The sequence below is a fragment of the Vibrio sp. 1F169 genome (genome assembly GCF_041439605.1).
GTDB classification, from domain to species: Bacteria; Pseudomonadota; Gammaproteobacteria; order Enterobacterales; family Vibrionaceae; genus Vibrio; species Vibrio tasmaniensis_A.
Genome location: NZ_JBGOOI010000057.1, coordinates 1 through 24,550, shown reverse-complemented (window position 1 = coordinate 24,550; position 24,550 = coordinate 1). Strand labels below are relative to the sequence as shown.

The following is a 24,550-nucleotide window of genomic DNA, read 5'->3' as shown; positions in this document are numbered from 1 at the left end:
GGCGGTGTGACCGCAATCGCGGTGATGACCGCAGCGCTGACCTCCACGCTCACTGTGTTACTGGTGACGTTGTCTTTAGTGGCCGTTATCTTTAGGACTCCTAATGCTTTGCCTATTAATTTTTCCGACTCTACAAAATATCCAACATTCTCGTTACTGGATCGCCAAATACTTAAATCAGTTAGCACCTTTGAAGAGTGATCAGAATAATGACCTATTGCAATGAAAGTTTGTTTGTTACCTTTCGCCAGCGTTAATTTACTTGTCCCCCGAGTTCCTGCTGAGGATACGCTAATATCGATTCGTTCTAACGTTAAGGTTGGTTTTACAACCTCTTCTGATAGTTCTGAATTACAACCTGTCAGGAAGATGATAAAAAGATATATGGATATAATTTTATTCATGGTTTTATATATTAATATTAAAAATAGGATTACTGAAGATCGGGTAATAAACGGTGGGATGACAATCATTTAAGATAATTTATGACTTTTAGGGGCTTTGTTGCGTAATTCAGTTTAGAGACAGAGTCGTCCCGTTCCGTGTATTTCGACGACAAGTTTCAGGTAGTCGGATATGTAGGTAACAAGCTATTCCATACGATGGTACTGGGCTAAAAGGCGTCATCCAACAAAGTCTAAAACTTGGATCGCCCTAAAATACTTCATCAACCGAAAAGGCCAGTGGCAGTTTCACGGTTGGCAGAAGATCATGGATATGGATTGCCAGTTCAATCTCTTCCAAATAGCCAAAGTGCCAATAGAAAGGCATGTGAAAATCCGAAGTGCAGTGACACCATTTTACCCTCAATACCAAGAATACTTGGCTAAAAGGAAGTCCAAAAGGCTAGCTCGTAACTATTGGAACGAACCTGCTCCGACTGCTTTATAAGTTGCTGAGTATCATTTGATGCCTTTGTGGAGGCTTGAGCCTAGTGCAGTGAAAGTTGCACGCTGGGTTCTTAGGGAGACGGCACTTGGTAACAAGTGTCGTCCACCCGACAGATCTAAGCTAGCTCGTTGTTGGACAAAAGTTTGTCAGCGACTTTACTAAATTAGCAATTAATGAATAACTGCAAGTATGGCAAACGGCTTAAATTCAGGAAGTCCAGTATTGTTGATGTAGGTTAGATCGCACAATTTACTTATATAGAGGCATCGGGCTTGTTCAACAATCGGATTAAGCGCTGGCTTCGCAGCGTTAAATTCTTATTTGTTATGCTGCTATCTCACTTAGTTTGATGTACTTTGTTTCTAAAGGTAAATCTAACAAACCTAAACGCAAAAACTCTGGCTTTACATCCACTTCTGGCAACTCGTTCAATGAAAACCACCTAAACTCAAGATCGACGCCAGACTCAATACCACGAAAAGGTTCGTTCAATGGAAATCTATGAGGTTCGCTTAGTTGAACAAAAAAATAGTTAGCGATTTCATGATACTTTTTATTTGCATGTTCAAAGAAACTTTCAACGTGCCAAAGATGCTTCTTAACAGACGACTCTACCCCTAACTCTTCTAGTAGCTCTCGATTCAATGTAGCATCTGAGTTTTCGAAAAACTCAACTCTACCACCGGGAAGCGCCCAAAAAGAATCTCCGACAACTCTATGTAATAACACATGATTATCATGAACAATAACGGCAGCACTTCGAAAGTTAAATCGAGCATCACCTTGATCAAATCTCAACATTTTTACTCCTTGTAGCATAACGCCTTCTATATGACTCTGCGCCGCATTTTACGCCCATATAATGCAGACTTTCACCTATCACTTCAATTTGTAATCAATAAGTTAGTGACCACATTGAGAGGTTAGACTGCTAAGTGAAGCATAATTTCTAGATGTACTGAATTCGGATAACTTTTTGTAGGGTAAATTGCCATTAACAGGATATGAATGAGTTCTTGTTCTAGCTGATAAAGGGGCATTTTCGAGCTAGAAAATACTGTGCGTTAAAATTCAGGTTGTGACGATTTTGGACAATTATCAGTTAGAGTAATCAGCCCAAAATCTAAATTAGGCTGATTTATTAGGGTTTTATCATTCACATAATCATGAATATTTATTCAAACACTAGTCCATTTTTGTTTAGTGATTTTCAAGGTCTTCGATAGTGGCCTTGATTACTTTTTAACAACCCTACCTGTCGTATTATCCATTCGATACAGAGAGATCGTTCCATCAAGAATGTATTTAATCACCTCTAACACGGTATTCAGCGGAACATGAAACCACTCTTTCGGGTTGTATATCTGTCCTGTATGACCTTTGAGAGTTATGTTCAATCTTCTATGCCCTAAAAAGCCGTGAATTAGCGTCTCTAGCTTGTGCGCATCGATGTTGTAGCACTCCGTTGTCATAACTACACGAACAGGTGCTTCTAAGAACGTCCTATCTTTTTCTGCATACTTGATACGCTCTTCCACCGTACCGTCAGTAAAGCCAACCTTGTATAGATTTGATTTGTATTCCGCTAAAGCTGCATCTGTGCTCTTTGTTGCTAACACATAGACAAGTCCAGTTGGAACTGGGGTATCGTCAGGAGCAAGAGGTACACCTTCTCTTGTAACCTTAGAGCCTTGCTCATCACGAACTAAGCCATGAGTCAGAGACTGAAATAACATGTTCATTTCAGTTCCATTAGCAAAAATCAGGTGCAGTCGAGCATTATAAGAGCTGTAGCCCTCTAAACGTTCTCCTGCTGAATGTACGTAACCCATCACACCATTGAGGATAAATGTGTCCCCAACATTAATTTTTAACTCATGACGGAATCGTTCTAACGATGCAAAACCAGATTTCAACTCTTGTTGGACAAGGTCGAATATTGGAGAGTAGCGATGGAAGTCTGCACAAGGCTGACGTTTTGCAATCTCATCCGGTTGCTCTTTTCTTTCCACTGGCACATGACGCATTGTGAAAAGTTCTGGAGCATCAAACTCTAATAAGTCGTCATCATCATCGAAGATATCATCAAGCGATGTGACCAATTCGGCTTTATCTAGTTCAGGCTCGGTAGACTCAGGATATACATTGATAGCATCATTAGGCACATTAGTTTGCGTCACTAAATCGCTCTTTAACAAGCTATAAGAATCATATTCAGATAATGCTTCACATTGTTCGGAATTAGCTTTAAATGCCTTTAGACGACGAGCTAGACGTTTCTCATCAAATGTTTGAGCATCACTACTTGGTAGACGACTGTTCTGTTCGTAGAAGTCGGAAATTTCTTCAAACTGGCTCGCTAATATATTTCCAGCTGGAGCTTTAACCTTCAGAGGGGCAACATCAAGCAGTCCCAAGTCATCCTCTTCTGAAAAGATATCATCCAAATCGATCTTTTCGACCGCTTTAGAAGCACGTAATCGGATCATTCAATTACTCCTGCTTTGCCATTCGTTGTTGCTTCATTTTTCGAATGTAGGCAAGGACTTCAGCATAGCGCTGCTCTATAGGGTCGGAAGAATTCAATGAAGGCTCACGTTGGTGTTCGACTCTGAATGCCTTGATTCGAGGCCAAAGCATAACCGCTTCTTCCTCAGAGACATTCGCTTGGCTCGCTCGAACAGTTTGTTGGATAGTCTTAAGAACATCAGCATCCACTGACTTAGATAAGATCTCATAGGCTCCATGAAAAGGGTTCACAGAATCAATCAGGTCAATGTTCAAGTCTTCAATGTTGATGAATTTATCACCCATCTTTATGAACTGATTATTCGGCCCTGACTCACTACTACCTGAGGGTTCATTCCCTTTGATATATGAGCTACCACCCTCTTCAATTACAGCATTGTCTGGAAGATCTTTACCGTCGATTAAACCACCTTGCTGTCCGATATAAAGACTTTGTAAAACCCCCGTTCTAACTTGCTCTATCTCATGCTCTTCAAGATCTGGGTACAAGGTTTGAATGACTGATGGAAGTTCAATCTCATTGATAACTTCAGCAGGCGTCGTTTCCGCAATTGCTCCCTTAATCACCGACTCTTTAGCAACAAGAGCCGATAAGATCTCGCCTTTATCGCCATTAAGAATATCTAGCACCTTTTGTGAAACAGGTGTCGTAGTGTCATCAACAATGACAGTGTTAGCAGGCAGATCTTTTCCGTCCCATTGAGAGCGAGGTTTGAACTGAATGCTTGGAGCTAATATTTGCTCCATTAAAAGCGATGTCGTGATAGCTTTAAGCATATTGTTTACAGATACCTTAACGTCATCATCCTGTGCATCAGGTTGTGCAATAAGGTTTGTAAACTGAGCATGACTTTTCCCCTCGCTGTCACGAGTCGCTCGACCGATGATCTGAACAATTTCCGTCATTGAACTACGATAACCGATAGTCAGTACATGTTCACAATAAGGCCAATCAAAACCTTCTTTTGCCATACCTAACGCGATAATGACGTCCATCTGTTCAGCGGATTCAATATCACGCAGGTAAGCCTGAACTTTAGGGCGCATATCACTATCATCAACTAAGTTGGCAACCAGTAGTGTTCTGCCAGAATGTTTACATCTCACTTGATAAATACCAGTATCAGGATTTTGCATGATGACATCACCAAGCACCTCAAGAATTGAGTCAACCTCTGTGTATTTATCTTTGGTAGATTCACCAGAGTTCACATTGGGGATATGAACAATGGTCTTCTTAGTTGGGTCTAATACCGATGGCAAAGCATTGATATAGGTGCCTTGATAAAAATGATACCCAATACCTAAGGTCTTTAAGTGCTTGTAGCCATTAAGCTGTTCGTAATAGGTGTATGTTACCTTGGTAAACAATGCTTCATCTTCAGGAAGCAAGATAGGAACCGTGTCACCTCTAAAGTACGAGCCTGTCATAGCAAGAACATGTGCTGATGATTGCTTCATTAAATCATCGATTAATCCTCCCAAACGGCTATTTTCATCAGCTGAAACGTGGTGAAACTCATCGATAGCAACAAGGCAGTTATCAAAATCACTGGCAGATAGCTTACCGAAGACACTCCTAAGCGTTGAATGAGTACAAACTAATGTTTGGTCGTCACTTTCCATGAAGCGCTTGAAAGCATTCGCTTTGCCGCTTTCACTACCACTGATACATAAGTTGTTTTCAGGCTTAACGGTCCAGTTAGCGAAGAAGCCGAACTTCATTAGGTCAGTGTCTTTGAAAGAGCCGCCTATAGACATTTCAGGTACAGCAACAATCACTTTACGGATGCCTTGATTAATTAGCTTATCCAACCCCAAGAACATTAGTGCCCTTGACTTACCTGACGCTGGCGGAGCTTTGATCAGCAAGTATTGATTAGCACGCTCAGCAAATGCACGAGCCTGCATCTCTCGCATACCCATATCATTGTGAGAGGCACTTTGACCCGTTTGGTTATAGCTAACCTGTAAGATGTTATTTTTCATTATTAAAACCTTTACCAACTGAGTTTGATTAGTTTGTAGTCATCTCTTCATAACGTGCTAAGAGAAAGCTTAAGCGCTCCGAAGTGTCTTTAAATGGTTTTGCTCTATAAAGCTTATCTACGGCAAGATCTAAATCCTGATGGGCTTGTAATAGTTCAGATGGCATAGTGTCTGGATTATAAAGTTCAGCAAGAGTCTTTCCAGGGAAGTCCTCACGTACAAATAGTACATTTTCGGCCAAGTGAACTATTGTTTCGCGTTGTTTCACCGTAACCTCTGGCCAAGGAAAAGAATTGTAAACCAAAGAAGCCGAGTACCTATAATCACTTTTGATTCTCCCCCCAACTAACCTCATCCAATCATTATGTAGTAATGACGTTAAAATACCGAACTCAAATAAGGCCGCACCGGGAATCATCATATTTGCATCCGTTGATATGATGGCATTGTCTAAGAAACCAATTGGCACATAAGTTCTTCTCTCTGAAGAGTGCCTTGGAATCAATATATAACTACCCTTCTTAGGGTGACGGATCTCATTAAATAGGTGTGGGGTTTCTGCACCTTTTTTAGTGCCTGCTCTAGAGCTATTTTCTCTAAAGGCCTGAACAGACTTCACTCTTTGCAGAACCAATGGCATTCCGTTCAATTCTTGGCTTGTACAATTCTGCAACCATAGGCACCACCGCTCTCTAGAATTGATAAACTCACTTGCGCCGTAGACTTTTTTTATCCATTTTTGAGCACTTGGTTCTCGGTTGATTAAGTCCTCTTTCTCAGCCGTATCTAGAAGTAGATTCCCTCCATCAGCTGGCATGTTCCCAAACATTAACTTTGGCGCTTCAGCTGAAATAGACTTTTTAAATGAACCGACAGTAATATTGCTACCTTCAACAAGATAAGGGCTCACGTTATTAACTTTCATATGGTGCCATTCATCACCCATCAGCTGATAAATTTTACTGTGTTTAGCGGTAGAAGATAAGCCAACAATCACAACATGAACCGCTGCTTTATCTTTAGCATTATTTGCCCAAGTGAATGGTTTATAAGCAAAATGGATCTTTAAACCTTGATCAAAAATCTTCGGCCATAACAGATCGACTTGTTCACCTTGGCAAATTGAATTTGTTGCCACAAGTGCAAGTTCTGCATTTGTATTTTTTATGTACTTCGCCCCTTTCCAAAACCAGCAAGTAACAAAATCTAAACTACCTACTGCCTTGAATGTTGTGAGAGCATCTTGCATATCTTGACGTTGTTGTTGAGAGCGGCCAGCATGCCCCAAGAATGGCGGGTTGCCTATTATATAGACTTCATCAAATTTCTCTCTTGGACAAACATCTTCCCAATTAACGCGCAAACTATTACCGCTTACAATTTTGCCTGTCGCACTGAGAGGTAATGCTGGTTTAGCTGGACCAATGTGCTCTTCCCACTGCTTGTTGATTTGATGTTCCGCCAACCACAAAGAAAGGCGGGCTATCTCACAAGCAAAATCATCGATCTCAATGCCGTAAAACTGATCCAAATGAATGTTGCTGATAAAGAAGCCTTGATCAATTTTCATCAGAGCTTGAATAACTTCAATTTCAAGAAGGCGTAACTCTTTGTAAGCGATGATAAGGAAGTTGCCCGAACCACAAGCAGGGTCAAATACTTTAATTTCCCCTAGTCGAACGAGTAATCGCTTAAGTCCGTTCACACTGTTATGCTGCTTTTCAAGCTCTGATCGTAATGGGTCAAGAAACAGAGGTTGAATCACCTTCATGATATTGCTGTAAGAGGTGTAATGTTGTCCTAACCGAGCACGCTGTTCTACATCAATAACCGCTTGGAACATACTACCGAAGATGTCTGGGTTAATTGCACTCCAATCTTCATCTCCACATTCAATAAGAATACGACGCCCTTTTTTCCCTAGTTCAGGGATTGGCTCATCACTTTCAAAAAGCCCTCCGTTAACATATGGGAAATCCGTTAGATGTTCTGGTAGACGACCACGTAGTTCACTATTAGCAGGAGAGTTTAGAACCAAGAATAAGTCATGCAGGAACTCATCTAAGTCACTGCCTTCTTTAGATGTCGTACCTTTCACAGCAGAGGTGAATTGACCCTTTTTAGGAAATATCCCCGTATCCTCAGCAAACAAACAAAACAGTAAACGGGTAAGAAAGACGTTTAAAGCATGGATATCTTCTGGTGTATTGAGGTCATTGTGAATGCGAATAAGGTCGAACAGCTTACCCATTTTCACCGCCGCTTTTACATCCGCTGGTTTTTCACTATTCAAGATCGCTTTTTCAAGACCAACCAGTGGTAAGAAGAAGGAGTAGTTTCGGTGTAGAACCTCGAAGTCGATGTCTAAGCGTTCACTAGTGGCAGTATCCCACGCTAAAAATCTTTCAAAGTCGGTAGTTAGGATATAACGAATTTTATTCTTAGCGATCATTGGATCAGCGATGGCTTCATCTAGAGCCACATCGATATCCTGACCTTCATTAACTGGGAAGTAATACAGTTTATTTTTCAGTCCAACATGACCTTCAACCTTAGCGACATTACGGTTTCCGCTTTGGCGAATTTGAGTAATCGTGGCCTTAGGGAAATTGAATGCGGTAAGGAATCCATAAATGAATTCACTAGGATCTGGAGCTTCAACGAGTTGCTCAAGCTGTTCAAAGATCTTGGCTTGATTAACGGCCATGGTATTTCCTTCGTAAGGGGACTTTAATAATGTGTTGGATTATACCCTTGAAAACCAAAATGCTCATTGATTTGCATACAATACTTTGATTTAAAGGGTGATTTAAAATTTAAAAGATGAGGGGGAATATGCATCAATTGTGCATAAAAGCGAATTTGATCAAAACGTTTGATTTAGGAAAAATGCTGGCTAAGTGAGGAAATGGTTGTTCATCTGAAACTGATAATGGGGCAAAGACGTGTTACGAGCCCCGCTGAAACGTCTGTGACAATTTAGAGCTTACTAAATCTAGAAGTTACAGATCAATTAACTCACGTATTGAAAACCAGCTCTGTTAAGGTAATGTGAGCAGCTCAATACAGACGTCTCCGCAAAGCACCTTAAAGACCATGCCTGGCACATAGTAAAAATACCACGTGTTGCGAATCAATATTGAACAATTTGTATGCTTACGGAATTAACAGAAGGCGTTTAATTCAGTGGTAGGAAGTGGATTTAGGAAGAAGCCCAGAGAGCTTACGCTCTCTAGGTTCAACCCTGAAGTTACACCAGTTGCGACAACACCAGAACAAACCGCACTCACCCCATTTACTACTGCTGAAGCGAAATACTTTACGTTTTGAACGAATCTTTCCATAAAACCTCCTCGTTTATTTGCTGGATGTGAAACTAACAAATTATTGATGTAATTTAGTGTGATAATTACAAACGTGAGTCCGGTTATTATGTCCAGAGTGCTGAAGTGGAGAATTGAACTCCAAACCTCTGCCTAAATCCACTGGTCGATAATTCTATATAAAACTCGATTATAGTCAACAAGATGAACTAGTAAGCTAATGCCCAATAAAGGTATGAGGCACGCAATACCGATGCTACTGCATACCACCTTAATCACCCAAACGGACGCATAACAAAAATGCCACGCGAGCCGAGTTACTTTTAAATGTTGTTATGTACCTATCCCTGCATAGTTTTCTTGGACTATTGCCATTGCAGACTCAGCAGCGACGTCATAGTCCTCAAACGTTCGTTTGTAAAAGTAGAAAAATGCGACACCAAATTCAGCTAGTTCAATGAAGATAAAATTATTCGTAGAGTGGAAGAAATGGAAGTCATTATTCGTGGTATGGATAACACAAAGAGAGTTAAGCCTGTCCACCTTTGATTTCATACTCAATACTTGTAATGCAGAACGAAGGTTAGAGAAAACCTTTGAGGGACTTGTCTCCATAGAACCTTGAAACATTGCTATTGGCATTTTGCCAATAAAAGGAATGTAGTCCGCACCTTTTACCTTGTTTAAGTTTCTTCGAAGGTCAAGCACTTGAAATTTGTACTCTAAAGTTTCTAACCATAGAATGATTAACTCTAAGGTCTCTTGAGAGAACTCTTGGTTACTAACATCGAATTTTTCAAATTCATGCTTCAAATGCCTCTCTAAGTAACCGAGGAGATTCGAGTTGCAATCTTTGCACGCTGGTAACGTCGTTTTATTGTAAGTCTGAGAAATGTCGTTAGTTGTTGTTTTGAACGTTCGTTTCGTACAACGGTTATAGACCCATTGAGGAATCACATGCTCTCTAGTCAACTTCTCTTGAGAACCACAAATTATGCACATTTCTGCTGAGTGATCGGCAATGATTGCATCAATTACTTTCTTCTTATTTACTCTAATTTTCTTTCGAAGTTGAATCAGCTTTAACTGAATGCTCATTTGAGAAATAGCTCCTAACTTACTCGGGGCACAGAACGCTTTCATACGGTGATTAGCCGTACTTCATGGATATATGATGTGGTCTTTCTTTTAAGGGTTCAACATAAATTCAATAGCTTAGTGAAAAAGATAATAAGTCAGATTTCCACGTGATGCATTACTTCTTGATTTTCTGCATTCAAATAACTTTTAGTAGGGAAAATTCGCATTAACGGCATGTGATCGAGCTTTTACTCTAAAAAACAAAGGGGCATAAACGTTTTAGAGTAGTGGCACTAAGGCGTGTAGTGGCACTAAGGCGTAGTGGCACTAAGGCGCCACTCCCAAAAAGTGGCTTTATAGTGATTCAAAATAACTACCAACTCAAAAAATCCAACTCAGCTCTAATATCACTTATCTGCTCATCCGTTAATTCTGGCAAGATGTTGAATTTCCCTTTTATTGCCTTTGGTTCGGGGTTAGGTTTGTCTGCCTTCAATGCCTTTGTGGTACGTTTTCGTTTTCTGGGCTGTACTTCTTTAGGCTCGACTAATATTCCCGTTATTACCGCCCCCAGAGTATCTACTGCCTCTGTCACATGGTGCTCACTGACATGCATATAACGAAGTGTTGAAGAGATACGTTTATGACCAAGGAGCTTAGCGACCATCGGGAGCGGATAACCTTCCAGCACCGCATAACTGGCAAAAGTATGACGTAAGTCATGAATACGTACATCTGCAATATCGGCTAACACCCGTACTCTTTGCCATACCATCCCAACCTTAGTAGGCCGACTCACATAACAGCGAAGAGGTGAAAAAACATCATTACCATTAGAGTCAAAAAACTGTTTCCCTATTTCCGAAAGGAGTTTTCGAGCATCTTTACCCACATAAACCACTTTCGCCCCCGTTTTACTGTCTGGCAAATGCCATTCATCTCCTTTGATAAAGGACCATTGCAATCCCGTCACCTCTGAAATCCGACACCCCGTCAAAAGCACCAGCTTTATGACCTGACAGCAACACGCCTCAATTTCTCCCTGCTGACTAACCGTTCGTAAAGCCCCTTCAAGTCGCGATAATTCATCCAGACTTAAAAAGCGATTCAACTTCTTTTTTCGGTTCTGCTTGATACCATCGCAAGGATTTTTCAAGCAATACCCTTGTCTCTCGGCATATTTAAAAATGGAACGCAGCACATCAAGAGTGCGATTAGCCGCTCCAGCATAGTCTTGGCTTAACTCATCAAACCAACGCTGCACATGACACGAATCAATACGAGTGACGGGGTAATGCCCAAACTCTGGTAATAAGTGTTTATTTAATGCCCCTCTTGCCCCTCCCTGTGAGCTGGTTTTCCATGTTGAGCACACTTTTTGTAACCATTCACCCTGTACCAATGCATCAAAACGCATCGCCCCGATTGCCCTACTCTTATCATTACCCTGCATCAGGCTTAACGTTTTTTGACGAGCCTGACGAAGAGATAGGCTATCGACAGGCGCTATAATCTTATTGCCACCGCCTGTCTTCATGACATAAAAACGGGAAGCGTCTTTGCCTACTCGCACCCCAAACCCATATTGCTTTGTATCCCAAACAACATAAGTTTTGGGTTGGGGCAATAAATCCTTAATCTTTTTCTGAGTGAGTCTGATATAGCTCATGAGCGCATCCCCTTAGCCAAAGTCGCTGATATATGAGAGGCCGCTTTACAAGCATCCAGACTGCTTAAGTGGGCATATTTCAGCGTCGTTTCTACATCCGCGTGACCCAGTAAGCGACTAAGCACCGTCAGATTAATGTTGGATTGAATTGCAATACTGGCGTACGTGTGGCGTAAATCATGTAGGCGCACACCGGCTAACTCGGCTAAACGGCGCACTTTACGCCAGAACGAACTCAAGGCCACTTCAGATATCGGTTTGGTATGGCATCGTGCAGGAAAAATATAATCACTCTCTGTTCGCCACTCTTTTAGATACGCCCTAACCGGTGAGCAAAGATACACCGTTTTTGCACCTGTTTTACTGTCTGATAAATGCCAATGCCCTCCCCTGTAATCTTTCCATTGCAACGTTCTCACTTCCGAAGAACGGCACCCTGTATATATCAATAATCGTATAATCATCACGAGAATTGGGTTATCGGCTTCTAACGTTTCGAGTACATGCCATAGGCTACGCAACTCTTCCGGACTGAGGTAGCGTTCGACCTCTCCCGCTTTATAACGCTTAAAGTGACGACAAGGGTTAGTGTTTCTATGTCGATATCCCCACGCTTCACACTGCTGCATCATGACAGACATCAACACTAACGCTTGATTCGCTGAGCCTTTCACGTGATTTAACTGAGCAAACCACCCTTCAATGTCTCTTCGCTCTATGGAGTGAACCTGTTTATCGCCTAAAATAGGCGCGATATGTAAACGAAAGGCGCTCTTATTCTTTACCGTCGTTCTTGGTTTCCAGTGGCGAGGATAACGCTTAAAAAATTCCTCAGCGAAGACCCGAATCGTTATTGGTGGCAGCTCTTTTATATCTGCCAGATAACGAGTCTGGTGAACTTCATTCACCACTTGCTTTCGCACCTCTCGTAATGATAGGTCGGTTGCTTTACCAAGCTTGCGGTGAACCCTTAACCCTTCATGCTGAAAGCGAATATAAAATCGCTTACCTCCTGACGGATAAACTCTTAAATACAACTCAGGGACTTTTGTATCGTAAAACTCTTGAACCAGATGGTTAGAAAGGATGCGCTCAACAAAGCGTTGTGTGAGTAAGATTTTTTTCATCATTTAGTACCTTCATATAGGGACATAGAATCACGAAATTTCGTGAAAGCATGCCATACCAATGAAAGACACAAACTACACATCGCTTACCTATCAGACACTTACTACAGACAACCATCCATAATCGCCAGATTATGACGTGGTGTGTGGTGAAGAATTGAAAATACAGGGGCATCTTGGGGGCGCTTTCCAATTAGTCTTTGTTTTCGCTAAGAGGCTAAATTATCGATGAAAAACGCCCCTATTGGAAGGGGTTGGGGTGTAGATTTGACCACACTGTTTTTACATTAACGCCAAGTTACTCTTATACAGGGGCACTTTCACCCCAAAAATACAGGCTAGAAATGAAAAAATTTTAGAACGCACCATCGCATCAAATCAATCAAATCAATCAATCAATCAAATATCCATTATATACTGGAGGCATTTCGTGAACAGTATCTAATTATGATTTTCATTATAAACCCTTAACAAATATAAATTAGGAATACGTAACTATCTACTTACTCTGGCAATCAGTAACAAAACAATAATGGAATTCGTCATGGAAAGACAAATAAAACTATTTTCACTGAAGAGAAAAGGAGCAGCAGTCCCTAAAGTAAACATAATTAGTATCAAATCAACTTTCTCATGAGGACGAAGCTTAAAGGTTGGCAAATTACTATAGTCATTGTAAGTCATTAACTATTCTGGTTGTCATGGCGTTGGGCGGTAAGGCGTTATCCAAGGAAAAACAAGACTTAGGTACGTAGAAAAGATTACCTGAATCAACGAGATGAAGGACAATTTCATGGATGGCAAAATCGACTGTCTCTTTAATCTGGTTCAGATCTTATCTCTCATCAACTTTGCAGACGCGCTCTGGGAGAGAAGAGTTGGGAGCTGCAATTATGCAAAATATAAGCTGACGAATGCCCAAGTGGAAGCTGGGAATGTATCGATAGGCCTTAGCCCGAGGAGTCAGGGATACTGATTACTTTAAATTGAAGATTAGACAAACCTCAATCCTAGAAACTCACTCTACCATTTACCCAGAAATCAAGCTCATCTAAGCGGAGAAGAGCCATTTAGGTATTGTAAACTCTGGTCGAAGATAACTCTCAGTCAAAGACGGCAAAGCAGAAAATTCATGGTAGTACTGCTTGTTTCTTTGGCGAGAAGAGCGTACCACTTTCGCAGTTGGCTTCCTCTTCTACGCCTTTCCATGAGTGTCGCAGTTATTATCTGAAATCAGGGATAAATGAAAACCAGCATTAATTTACTTTGATTAAGCTGTTCCCAATTTAATCAATATTGAAAGGACCCATAGCTAAGCCACCGAAGCCAGAAACAGCAGAAGCCCGGTAGAAACATTAGCTTATTCTCGCTTTGTAGCCTCATTTTAATCATGCATAAGTGTACCCGTCTTTTCGCTAAATAAGCTCTACTAAAGTTTTTATAATAAGTTTTTTTATCAAACCAGTAATATTATTCGCAGAGCCATTTAACAGAAGATCGCCGGACTAACGCTAAAAACCTACTGGATAACACTAGAACGTATTGTGCATTATCCTCGAAAAACTAGACTTTTGGTGACATAACTAGCGCTATCGTAAAAACTCATTTCACTAAAATAGTAATCAATCAACTATCAATGTAAGAATATATCCTCCCGTAAAAATATATTTCCCATAAAATTCCTTCCCTTTTTTAAAGGTTTCATTTAAATCTACATTTAAAGATATTTTAAGTGTTTTTTCATTTGTATTTATATAGGTAAGAGTTGCTGAATCAAAATCAAAATAGTAATTAACTTCAGGAAAGATGGCTTTAAATAGGCTCTCTTTGGCCGAGAAAGCTAAAGAGAATGCAGTTGACTTAACAAAACCACATTTATTTAATAGATTTATTTCGGGCGGGCTTATAATTGATTGTTTCAAGCTTTCCGAAACTTCAGCATTCAGCGATTCGATATCAATGCCTATTCGTTTATACAAACTGTCTCTACAAATAGCGCAAACTGCTACTTGGTCGGCATGGCTTATGGACCCTTTTACACTTTCAGGCCATACAGGTGCTCTTTGATTACCAATACCAACTATCGTATTCGTATGTTCGAGCTGCTTTAATATTGAAATGGCCAGTCCCCTACCAGCCAAAAATTCTGCCTTTCTATTATGTACTGAGCCTGATATTTTCTTGTATAAGTCCCTCCCTAACAGTTTTACTGCTAAGGTATCCGAATAATAGATAGGGTCAAAATGACATTTAAGACAAACAATAGGAATGCCATCGAATTCTAACGTTTCGACAGCAGTAATAAATGGAAATATGGGCGTGCATTTCATAGATTTGAACATTCCATCACTTTGATTTAGTTATAGCAAAAGTGAATATAAAACATCTTGCGTATCAATAACCCTTTTTTAAGATGAATTTTATTTTCTGATTGAATTAAGTATGTTTTACCAAACTGACAGACCCAAAAAACCAATTCGGGCTATTAAGTACACCTACCAAAACGGTATTAAAGAGCCTGTTCATGACCATCAGGTTATTCAGGTTTTACACATACTGGAAGGGGCAATTCGAGTCTATGCCAAAGATAATTGTTGGGTCATTCCTCCATCTCGGGGCCTGCTGATTCCAGCAGGGGTACCTCACAGCTTAGTCGCGGTAGGCCGAGTTGAAGTACGAACTCTTTTCATAGATCCCTTAGCACGTGCTGATCTTGGTAATGAGTTAGGTATATTTCAAGTTAACCCGCTGCTTAGAGAGCTGATTAATGCAGCTTCTGATTTCTCTGATAATCTTACAACAGGTTCACGCGAAGAACGTATCAACGAACTTATTCTTGATGAGTTGCGCTTAATTCACCTCACAGACTTTAATGTACCCATGCCTTCATCGAAAGAACTTAAATCTTTCTGTAAACGTGTGACCGCTCATTTAGAGCGCCCCTGGGAACTAGCCGATGTTGCGCTCTCACTGAATGTGTCGGCACGAACTATTTCCCGTAAATTCCACTTAGAGACTGGTTTGAGCTTTGGAGAATGGCTCAGACATTTTAGGATACTTAAAAGTATGGAGTTACTGGCTAGTGGCTATTCTGTTACGGATGCAGCAGTAGCAGTTGGTTACGATAGCCACAGTGCTTTCAGCACAATGTTTAAGAAGCGTACTAGCATTTCACCAAACTCATTCGTTGCCTTCCCAAGTCTGGTTCAAGAAAGTGACGTATCACTGAACACAGAACAATCATCAATTGGATAAGTGCAACAAGCGAGCCTTATCCCTTTCTCGATACTATGCGTTTCTAATACGTCGGTACATCCTCCTCGAGTATTCCCTTCCACCCTAACCACACATGCGCCGCATAAACCATTCCTACATACTGAGTTGATGTAAGCACCAGCATCTTCGGCCAACTCCAGTATTGATTTTTCGCCATTTGCTTTATCACAAAGCACTTCATTATCTAGATGAACTTTAATTTGGGTTTCCTGTGCCAAAGGAGTTTGACTCATAAGTGAAAAATGCTCTGTGGCAATGTCACTCGGCTCAACTTTCAGAGCTAGAAGGTTACTGGTCATATCAGCAACATAGATACCCCAAATACAAGGCACCCCAATGGCAGCTAAAAACCATAAAGTGCTCATGAACTGACCTCATTTAACCTTTCACTGCAAATGCTTTCGACATTAGCTAACGCAGCATTAGCAAAGTCCGATAAAAATACTTCCAGTTCCTGTTGAGCCCCTGTTTTTGGCTCTCCTGCCATTTCCCACACTACCTTGCAACACGAATCAGTAAGCTCTTCAACTCTCATGAGCTCCCAAAGGTTTCTGAGGTTCAGAGAAGTGGAAATTATATTGAAGTGCATTTTCATGTTGGAGTTATCTCTAAACGAGATTTGGTCAACAACATAATCACCCGAATCGAATGTCTTAACCCTAACCTGACCTAATCCTTCACCTATCATCTGGCATTTATTTAGCCCATCAGTGAATCGGTCAAATCTTGAAAAGTTTCCTACAACACTCCAGACAACACCGGCTGGAGCCTCAATCTTCTTTTCCATTCTTAAGGTTTTTGTTTGAGGAATGGCAGGATAGAAGTGTCGATGACATATAGTATTTTCCATGTTTTCTCCCTACCAGACGGGTATAGAACCCATCTGGTTTTTATTTTTGGCTTTTGTTATGCTGCTTTCGTGGATTCAGCGATTTCTTTAACGTTATTCAAACAGCTTCGGGCAAAGCCTTCGACAAACGATTCAAAATCAGTTTGGTTGGTTTCGTTATTGTAAGGTTCACCGGCAATATCCCAGATAGCTTCACAGTGGTCATTATCGATCTGATTAACACGCATTGATGACCATAGATTTCCAATATCCATATTTGTGTAAATCAAGCTCCAGTCCATTAGCATACTTTGTTCATCACGGTGATTGAGCTGCTCTATAACGACATGCCCATCTTCAAATAACTTTTTACGAACGGAACGTGCCCCTTCGCCAGTCATTTCAATTCGTTCTAATCCATCAACAAATTTATGGAAGCCTGAGAAATCTCCCACAATTGACCAAACCTCAGCAGCCGATGCTTTAATAGTAACGGGGGTACTAATGGTCTTTGTATTTGGAACATTAATTAGTGTTGAGCGTTTTTCTGAATAATTCATCTATATATCCTTAAGGTATTAAAACTGAAAAATATCTGAAAATTACAGGTTACTTGGGTTTATGAAGTTACTGATTTGATGTTTACAGTTTCTGCAATAAATCCGCTTGAAATGAGATACCCTAAATTGGCGTCAATCAACTTGTTGTCTTTTTCCGGATAATCCAATCCAGATTGATTTAAACGGTTTAAGGTTTTTTTATAATCTATATTTGAGATGTCACCAATATCCTCTGAATTTTCATCGAGATAAAATGACACTACTTGATATAAAGCATTTGATTCATCTAGTGTTAGCAGCATGCTTCTCCACTGATCATCCGATATAAATTTAATTGGTATCCCATGATGATTTAGCCGACCCACATATTGTTTCCAAGTTAGTGGTTTCGGGTTATGAAAGTGAAGAACAGGTGTATGTTTAACTTTATCTAATGAACCTTCCACAAGACCTTGGGCGATAAAGTCGACGGGGCACAGATCGAACTGTAAATCCCAATTTGGGGCGACCCCCATTTGTGCAGCCCCCTTTAATAGCAACAAAATTCGATTCTGGTCAGGGAAACAATGGCCAGTTTGAGAATGCCCAGTAATGTTCCCTGGTCGAACAAGTGTTATTGGGACGCCTCGTTCATAAGCTTGCCAAACCAATTGTTCAGAAACCCATTTGGTGAGGTTATATCCATTGTTTACGAAAGCCGGTAGCTGCCCTGCTGGCCCCTCTTCCACAATGTGTCCTTGTTCATTTAGATTACTTGCAGCACTTAATGTTGAGACATAGACCACTTGCTTCTGCTGACCAGTGCAAGCCATACGTAGTAGATCGATGGTCGAGCGAACATTAGCATTGTAAAGATAAGTGTAATCATAGATATGATTCACTTGCGCACCGTTGTGATAAATGACATCAACATTTCCGCATAGCATTTGGTAGTCGCTGTCAGTTAGACCTAGCTGCGGGGCAGCTAGATCACCACATACCACTTTGATTCGAGGGTTCTGATTAAAGTCATTGACCCCGAATTTTCTATAATTTTCAGCCAGTTTCTTGAGTGCATATTCTTGAGAGCTTGCTCGGATGTGGCAATAGATAATCGCATCAGTCTTTTGAACCAATTGCTCCAAAATATGAACACCTAAAAATCCTGTAGCCCCTGTTAATAAAACTGCACGGGGATTAAATGCGTTAAGATTCTCTTCAGTAAAGGGGGCGATTTTTTGATCCAGTACCAAATCTGCATATATTCGGTCTGAAATCTGCGCCCCTTTCGTGAGGTGGTCCGACGTTAAAAGTTTGCTTAGTGCTTCGATCGTTGGTTTTTCCATGAAGCGAGCTAATGTAAAGCTTCCTTCGTAGGTATTCCTTACCGTGAGGAGCATTTTTGATACAAGTAATGAATGACCTCCCATATCAAAAAACGATGAATTCAGAGATAAGTCCTCAGGGTCAACGTCGAGTGATTCAGCCCATATTTCTCTCAATTCCGTTTGTAATTTAGTCCAAACTTCATCTTTGGTGGTACCAACCGAACGCACTTTGAATTCTGCAAGTTTTTTACGGTCAACTTTACCGTTGACCGTGTAAGGAAATTCTTGGAGCTCTTTGATTAATACTGGCATCATATAATCTGGTAAGCATTCGCCCAACTCAACACGTAATTGGTCGGTAGAAACATTAGATTTCGGACCTTTAACAAAAGCTCTGATCTGTTTTTTATCGTCGGCTATAACTACACACCCAGTGTAAAGGTCTAATCGAAGAATCGTGTTTTCTATCTCACCAAGCTCAACTCGAAATCCTCGAATTTTAAGCTGATTGTCCCGACGACCAATAAAGTTAATTTCACCATTATTGTCCCAAAAGCAAATATCACCCGTGCGATACGTTTTGCCTGCTTTTGAGTTCGATTCAATCGGGGCAAATCGTTCATTAGTTTGAATAATATCTCGTACATACCCAGGCCCAACTCCTTTCCCTGCTATATACAGCTCACCTTGCTCCAGAGTCTGGCAAGGATCGCCTTTTTCATTAATCAGGTAAACCTGAGTATTATTGATTGGCTGTCCAATGACTTTGTTATTGCAGCCTTGATCTAGTCGTTTAAAGGTAGCCAGCACAGTACATTCAGTAGGCCCATATATATTGACCAAATTTGACTGTCCGGACCAATGATCGATCGCTGCACTGTCACAGACATCGCCACCGGTGATGATGTATTCCATAGATGGCCATGAACACTGCGGCATTGCCGATAACATTGCTGGTGGTATGAAACAGTGTGTGACTGACTCTTCTAAGATTAAATTGTTTAGTTGTTCGAAGTCATGTCGCTGCTCTGATGAAGGTACAATAAGTGTCCCCCCAGTTGTAAATGTAGGGAAGATATCTAATAGAGATGCGTCGAAGGAAACTGTTGTGAACTGAAGACAACGAGAATCATATGATAGATTCGTTTCTGTGATATACCAGTGACAGAAATGAGCCACATTCTGATGAGTGAGTTGCACGCCTTTTGGAACACCCGTTGAACCTGACGTATAGATCATCACAGCATTTTGACTTGTGTTTTCTTCGTATTTAAACGACGTCGCTGTTGTTCCGATATCAATATTTTGCTCTAGGGCATCTATTGAAGTAGCTCGCGTTTCTGTCTCAAAATTTAACGCTCCAATTAATAATTGAGGTTTAGAGCCTTTCAATATGTTCTTAATTCGGTCTTCTGGGTACTCGGGGTCGATGGGCACATAACAAGCATTTAGTTTTAACACTGCCAGAATCGTTGCATATAATTCGATGGACTTTGGTAATGCGATTGCTATGACTTGTTGTTCTGCACAACTACCTGAATACAGGAGATTTTGAATATTTGACGCATATCTTTCAACCTTACCTTCCAGCTCTTTGTAAGAGATCGAGGTATCACCAAATTTGACCGCTGCCTTTTGGGGGAACAACATAACCGTATTTTCATAAGCTTCGTATAAACCTTGATAATACTTTCCGTTCTCGATCGTCTCATTAGACTTGTGCCAAAATTTTAATTCATGAAGGTCAACCTCTGAATAGTGCACTAATTCATCACTAGGAATTGTGTTATCTTTGGTTAAACCTTGTGACAAGCGTGTGAGCGTCAAAGAAACACACTGTTCTACAACTGTACAAATTTCTTTGTGAATATCTGCCCCATTATGTGTGAATCCGTTCTTTATGACTGACTTAGTAATTAGCACCAACTGCCCGTCAAATGGTGCTAATGTAGAAACAATGTATTGTTCATTATCACTCTCATGAGCCACGCTAATATACACTGACGACCTTGAACCTAAATCGATGTCATCAGGATGGTAACGCTTAAGAGTGAAATCGACCTTCATTGAGTCTTCAGTTTCAGAAACAGTTTCGTCGGGTTTTGATGAAATAATATTATGACCAAGCTCGTAAATAAGATTGGCTAGTTCATGCGAGCAAGGACACTTGCTATCAAGTGCAATAGAATAAAGTTTCATTGTCTTTCCATGATCTATGAATATTGGGCAAGAAGATTTCGGGTCGGTGCGTGCTCAAAAATGCCTGACGCAATTAGGAATCGGCGGATATTTGCAACCATAGGGTGCTGTCCAGTAATAGGGTACCCACCAACAAGGTTTTCAAGTACTTTAGCTTTAACGACACCTGGAAGGGATAGTTGGTTGATCAACGCTGTATCAAATTCTTTCTGGATATCATTTGTAAGATATTCTTCAAGAAATTTTGGCAATGCAGACCCAATAGCCAATCGAGATGATTCATCAATCTCGGCCCAGTAAATCTTGACTAGCTCTGTCCAAAACTTTGAGTGGCGACCTTCGTCTGCAAGATGATCTGCCATAAGACCCTTAATTGAGCGCTTAACACTGTCGTCACTAGCAAAAGCAGCAACGTCAGAAGTTACAGTGTTCTCAGAGATGGCCACAGCAATCAGTTCAACGCCGGCTTTATGGTTAGCGTCATCTAATGAGGCGATTGCTTTCGGGATTGCTCGACTAAGCTCAATTTCATTAAATACCTGAAAGGGCTTTGAACCAGTTTGTTGTTCCATCTGATTCTGGAAATCCATTGCAACAAATGCGTGGTAGTCTTCATCAATAACAACTGACATTGCGTCATATCTAGCCTCGAATGAAAACTCAAAAGGAAAACGACCTTTAGCAATATCTAGTGCCGTTTTGTTAACAATTTCAGTCTCAAAAATTACAATATCATTGATATATTTGTATAGGCTTTGAAGCAAAATCGTATTTTGTACCTCTAAACCCAACTTCTCAATTACCGGATCAAAGCACAATGGCTGTCTTTCCTTTGGGTAAAATGAAAGTTCATCATCCTCAATAATGCGTCTTGGTCTTGTCCGGATTGTCGCTCGTTGTTCCCATGAATTTGCGTGTGATTGATAAGCCATTTTATGTTCCCTTTCAACTGCCTTGTTAGTTTATTTGTTTAGTAATAGTGAATTTCTAGAAGGACACACCCGTCGTAGCTTTTGAACGGTCCATGATGAGTACCTGCTGGTCTTATAAAGTATTCACCTGCTGTGTATTTATGCTTTAATTCTAAGGTGTCTTTATCGAGAAGAATTTGGTCACCCGAAACCAGATATACCTCTTCATGGTAATCATGAAGAAATACTTCCTTGGTCCCAGCATCAGGGTTAAAGCGAACAAAGCGAGTTCTTATCCCAGTTTTCTTTTCAGTATCTAGGGTGTCTTCGATAATGATCTGTTCGATGCCAGGGTCAAAACTAGTTGGGCTAGTCCAATTCTCTGAAGGGATATTTAAGATTTTTTCCATAATTTCCAAACTCAGTGTGTATTAAAAAGAAGGCCTTGCTTAGTCGAGCCGATTAAAGGATTCGTCCTGATCCAAAAATGAAGAAACCGCATTTAGAGTAGCCTGCAGAAGAGCTTTTAATGAGTCACTATTAATTGAGACGCCAAAGTAACTCAGCTGTAAATTGGATTGGATCTCAACGTAAGTGACGGCTCTACTTTCAGTACTAAGCCCCAGCGTATGCTCAGAATAATCTTTGATATTTATATCGATATCGAAGGCTTGTTTTATGCCATTAACCAAAGCACTCATGATTCCAGAACCAAGCCCTTCAACATCAACTCTGCGCCCCTTGTGATTTAAAGTTGAACTGATGCATAGCTCACCCGATTCAGACTTGCTTTCATAATCTATCAGTTGAAGATCTGGTTTATCTAAAACGCCATATGACTCTCGGAATAGCCGCCAAATTTCATTCAGGTTCATTTCGCAACCTGAGTGGTTAGTAAATGATTTAACCTTTTCGCTGAAGTCGATTTGTAGTAACCTAGGAAGCCTCAATCCGTGGTTCTGCTCTATGAGCCAAGCTGCACCACTTTTACCTGATTGGTTATTTACCCGAATTACCTCTTCATAAGCACAACCAATATCAATGGGATCAATTGGTAGATATGGGACATCCCAAGTGACTTGCCCCGTTTCAAACCGCTTTGCAAACCCTTTTTTAATGGCATCCTGATGTGAACCTGAAAATGCCGTAAAGACCAACTCACCCGCATATGGGTGCCTAGGATGTACCGGAATTCGATTACAATATTCAGCTACTTCCACGGTTTTCTTGATATTTTCAAACTTAATGTTTGGGTTAACACCTTGGCTATATAGGTTCATGGCCAGTGTTACTAAATCAACATTCCCTGTTCTTTCACCATTGCCGAACAAACAGCCTTCAATTCTCTGAGCGCCACCAAGAACACCAAGTTCAGCAGTAGCAACGCCAGTACCGCGGTCATTGTGTGGGTGGATACTGATAGTTACATTATTGAGATCGCTAAAATTTCTAATGAATAGTTCGATCTGGTCGGCAAACACGTTCGGAGTGTTGACTTCAACCGTAGTCGGTAGGTTTAGTATTAATTGTCTGGATTCATTAGGGCACCATAAGTCTTTTACTGCTTCACAGATCTCTAAGGCAAATTCAAGCTCTGTAAAGCAAAAGGTTTCCGGAGAGTATTCCAAACACCATGTAGTTTCCGGTTGTTCCTCACATAACTGCTTAATCAATTCAACAGCGTCTAAAGCAAGATGAATGGTTTTTTCTTTTGAATTTCGAAAAACCACATCCCTAAATACGGGAGCGGTGGCATTGTAGACATGAACAATTGCCTGTTTTGCTCCTCTCAAAGAATCCATCGTCATTCGAATCAGATCCGGACGTGCCTGAGTAATTACTTGAACCCAAACATCATCAGGTATGTGGTCCTTTTCTATTAGCTTACGGACGAATTGAAACTCAGCATCTGACGCAGAAGGAAACGCGACTTCGATTTCTTTGAAACCACATTGCACAAGATGGTCGAAATACATAAGTTTTCTATCGTGATCCATAGGGTTAGCTAGGGCCTGATTTCCATCCCGTAGGTCGGTTGAGCACCAACGAGGTGCTGATTCAAGTCGCTTGCTAGGCCATACTCGTTCCGGATTAGATACAATAGATGCTGGTGTATATTTTTGAGATGGTTCAGAAATCATGTTTGCTACCTCGCGTTAGTTCATTTCATTTTAAAGTTGAGAACTGAATTTTCTTTCGCTAATGTAAAGAATGAAAGCTGAGCAACCAATACAGTAAAAAATATTAATGCCTCTGAATTAAAAGTCGAGAATGAATAGTTAACCCAAACGGATGACACAGCAGTCGCTAAACAATATAATCCAATAGCTAACCATCCTAATCTTTGCGTTATCCTAATCTTTGCGTTAATAGAGGGTTATGCTTTAGATGGTAACCATTAAAATATTTTTCTTGGCCATTATCGAAATTCCTTTTATACCCACTTATCGCATTGATTTAACCTTAATTGTTGGAGCTAGCCATGCTCCCTGTCAGTAAAAATATTCTCAGACAGGAGGTAATACCTTAAATTATTAATAGATAAATTATTTAAAATAACTATACCCAAGCAAGAGTTAGCTACCTTTCTTAGTTTATATAGAACAGTCAAGCATAGGATCCAGATGAACCTTCGACGGTAAAATTCAAACTCAAGCCAACTAACATGTATAATGACGATATTTTCAACCCAAGGCTCACGTATGGGTTGGCTGGTCTAATATCCCAGAATCAGCCGCTAACAAATTGCTTAATGAGACAGTTAACGTTCGGCGATTTTGGGTTTCAGTAGTTTTAACTAATAAACGGCTTTGTTGCGTAATTAAATTTAAAGATAGAACAACCCCGTTTCGCGTATTTC

At 40.6% G+C, this 24,550-nt stretch carries 17 protein-coding genes and 3 pseudogenes; 3 read left to right on the top strand and 17 right to left on the bottom strand.

Annotated features, from left to right (window positions below; translation table 11 throughout):
- Nucleotides 1-404 (bottom strand): annotated as a pseudogene (locus tag ACED53_RS17830) (hypothetical protein); the annotation flags it as partial.
- Nucleotides 405-563: 159 nt separating this feature from the next.
- Between ACED53_RS17830 and ACED53_RS17825 the strand changes: the two are divergent.
- Nucleotides 564-891 (top strand): annotated as a pseudogene (locus ACED53_RS17825) (group II intron reverse transcriptase/maturase); the annotation flags it as partial.
- A 324-nt stretch (nt 892-1,215) separates the two neighbouring features.
- Here ACED53_RS17825 and ACED53_RS17820 read toward each other — a convergent pair.
- The 8 genes from ACED53_RS17820 to ACED53_RS17785 form a co-directional block, all read right to left on the bottom strand.
- Complete coding sequence (locus ACED53_RS17820) at nt 1,216-1,710, bottom strand: NUDIX hydrolase (RefSeq protein WP_241816736.1); 495 nt, start codon at nt 1,708-1,710, stop codon at nt 1,216-1,218.
- Nucleotides 1,711-2,126: 416 nt separating this feature from the next.
- Nucleotides 2,127-3,380, bottom strand: coding sequence for a GIY-YIG nuclease family protein (locus ACED53_RS17815; protein ID WP_371715277.1), 1,254 nt, complete (start codon nt 3,378-3,380; stop codon nt 2,127-2,129).
- 4 nt (nt 3,381-3,384) lie between these two features.
- Nucleotides 3,385-5,409, bottom strand: coding sequence for a DEAD/DEAH box helicase (locus ACED53_RS17810; protein ID WP_371715276.1), 2,025 nt, complete (start codon nt 5,407-5,409; stop codon nt 3,385-3,387).
- Between the two features lie 28 nt (nt 5,410-5,437).
- Nucleotides 5,438-8,116, bottom strand: coding sequence for a class I SAM-dependent DNA methyltransferase (locus tag ACED53_RS17805; protein ID WP_371715275.1), 2,679 nt, complete (start codon nt 8,114-8,116; stop codon nt 5,438-5,440).
- Nucleotides 8,117-8,573: 457 nt separating this feature from the next.
- Nucleotides 8,574-8,753, bottom strand: a complete 180-nt coding sequence (locus ACED53_RS17800; protein WP_017093966.1) for a hypothetical protein — start codon at nt 8,751-8,753, stop codon at nt 8,574-8,576.
- 312 nt (nt 8,754-9,065) lie between these two features.
- Nucleotides 9,066-9,830, bottom strand: a complete 765-nt coding sequence (locus tag ACED53_RS17795) for a hypothetical protein (protein ID WP_017102646.1) — start codon at nt 9,828-9,830, stop codon at nt 9,066-9,068.
- 355 nt (nt 9,831-10,185) lie between these two features.
- The gene (locus ACED53_RS17790) at nt 10,186-11,481 is read right to left on the bottom strand and encodes a site-specific integrase (RefSeq protein ID WP_017103897.1); all 1,296 of its coding nucleotides are present in this window, start codon (nt 11,479-11,481) and stop codon (nt 10,186-10,188) included.
- A complete protein-coding gene (locus tag ACED53_RS17785; RefSeq protein ID WP_235447580.1) occupies nt 11,478-12,611 on the bottom strand; it encodes a site-specific integrase in 1,134 nt (377 codons plus the stop codon). The genes ACED53_RS17790 and ACED53_RS17785 overlap by 4 nt, the downstream gene beginning before the upstream one ends.
- Nucleotides 12,612-13,437: 826 nt before the next feature.
- On the opposite strand from ACED53_RS17785, the pseudogene ACED53_RS17780 reads away from it, so the two are divergent.
- Nucleotides 13,438-13,663, top strand: a pseudogene (locus tag ACED53_RS17780) (ISL3 family transposase); the annotation flags it as partial.
- A gap of 567 nt (nt 13,664-14,230) precedes the next feature.
- Here ACED53_RS17780 and ACED53_RS17775 read toward each other — a convergent pair.
- Nucleotides 14,231-14,950: a 4'-phosphopantetheinyl transferase gene (locus ACED53_RS17775; protein ID WP_048666147.1), complete on the bottom strand. Its 720-nt coding sequence runs from the start codon at nt 14,948-14,950 to the stop codon at nt 14,231-14,233.
- 100 nt (nt 14,951-15,050) lie between these two features.
- Between ACED53_RS17775 and ACED53_RS17770 the strand changes: the two genes are divergently transcribed.
- Nucleotides 15,051-15,863: a helix-turn-helix transcriptional regulator gene (locus tag ACED53_RS17770; RefSeq protein WP_080968032.1), complete on the top strand. Its 813-nt coding sequence runs from the start codon at nt 15,051-15,053 to the stop codon at nt 15,861-15,863.
- Here the strand turns inward: ACED53_RS17770 and ACED53_RS17765 are convergent.
- From ACED53_RS17765 to leuA, 7 genes are read right to left on the bottom strand one after another with little or no spacing between them, the layout of a single operon-like run.
- Nucleotides 15,815-16,249, bottom strand: coding sequence for a 2Fe-2S iron-sulfur cluster binding domain-containing protein (locus ACED53_RS17765; RefSeq protein ID WP_057620393.1), 435 nt, complete (start codon nt 16,247-16,249; stop codon nt 15,815-15,817). The genes ACED53_RS17770 and ACED53_RS17765 overlap by 49 nt on opposite strands.
- On the bottom strand, nt 16,246-16,734 hold the full coding sequence (locus ACED53_RS17760) for an SRPBCC family protein (protein WP_048666148.1): 489 nt from the start codon (nt 16,732-16,734) through the stop codon (nt 16,246-16,248). The genes ACED53_RS17765 and ACED53_RS17760 overlap by 4 nt, the downstream gene beginning before the upstream one ends.
- A gap of 56 nt (nt 16,735-16,790) precedes the next feature.
- Complete coding sequence (locus tag ACED53_RS17755) at nt 16,791-17,273, bottom strand: SRPBCC family protein (protein WP_080968033.1); 483 nt, start codon at nt 17,271-17,273, stop codon at nt 16,791-16,793.
- A gap of 59 nt (nt 17,274-17,332) precedes the next feature.
- Nucleotides 17,333-20,779 (bottom strand): amino acid adenylation domain-containing protein, encoded by a 3,447-nt coding sequence (locus tag ACED53_RS17750; RefSeq protein WP_102258138.1) that lies wholly within the window; start codon nt 20,777-20,779, stop codon nt 17,333-17,335.
- A gap of 14 nt (nt 20,780-20,793) precedes the next feature.
- Complete coding sequence (locus ACED53_RS17745) at nt 20,794-21,711, bottom strand: diiron oxygenase (protein ID WP_102579735.1); 918 nt, start codon at nt 21,709-21,711, stop codon at nt 20,794-20,796.
- A 38-nt stretch (nt 21,712-21,749) separates the two neighbouring features.
- Complete coding sequence (locus tag ACED53_RS17740) at nt 21,750-22,100, bottom strand: cupin (protein WP_048666151.1); 351 nt, start codon at nt 22,098-22,100, stop codon at nt 21,750-21,752.
- A 39-nt stretch (nt 22,101-22,139) separates the two neighbouring features.
- Nucleotides 22,140-23,831, bottom strand: a complete 1,692-nt coding sequence (gene leuA, locus ACED53_RS17735) for a 2-isopropylmalate synthase (RefSeq protein WP_048666152.1) — start codon at nt 23,829-23,831, stop codon at nt 22,140-22,142.
- Nucleotides 23,832-24,550: the final 719 nt, after the last annotated feature.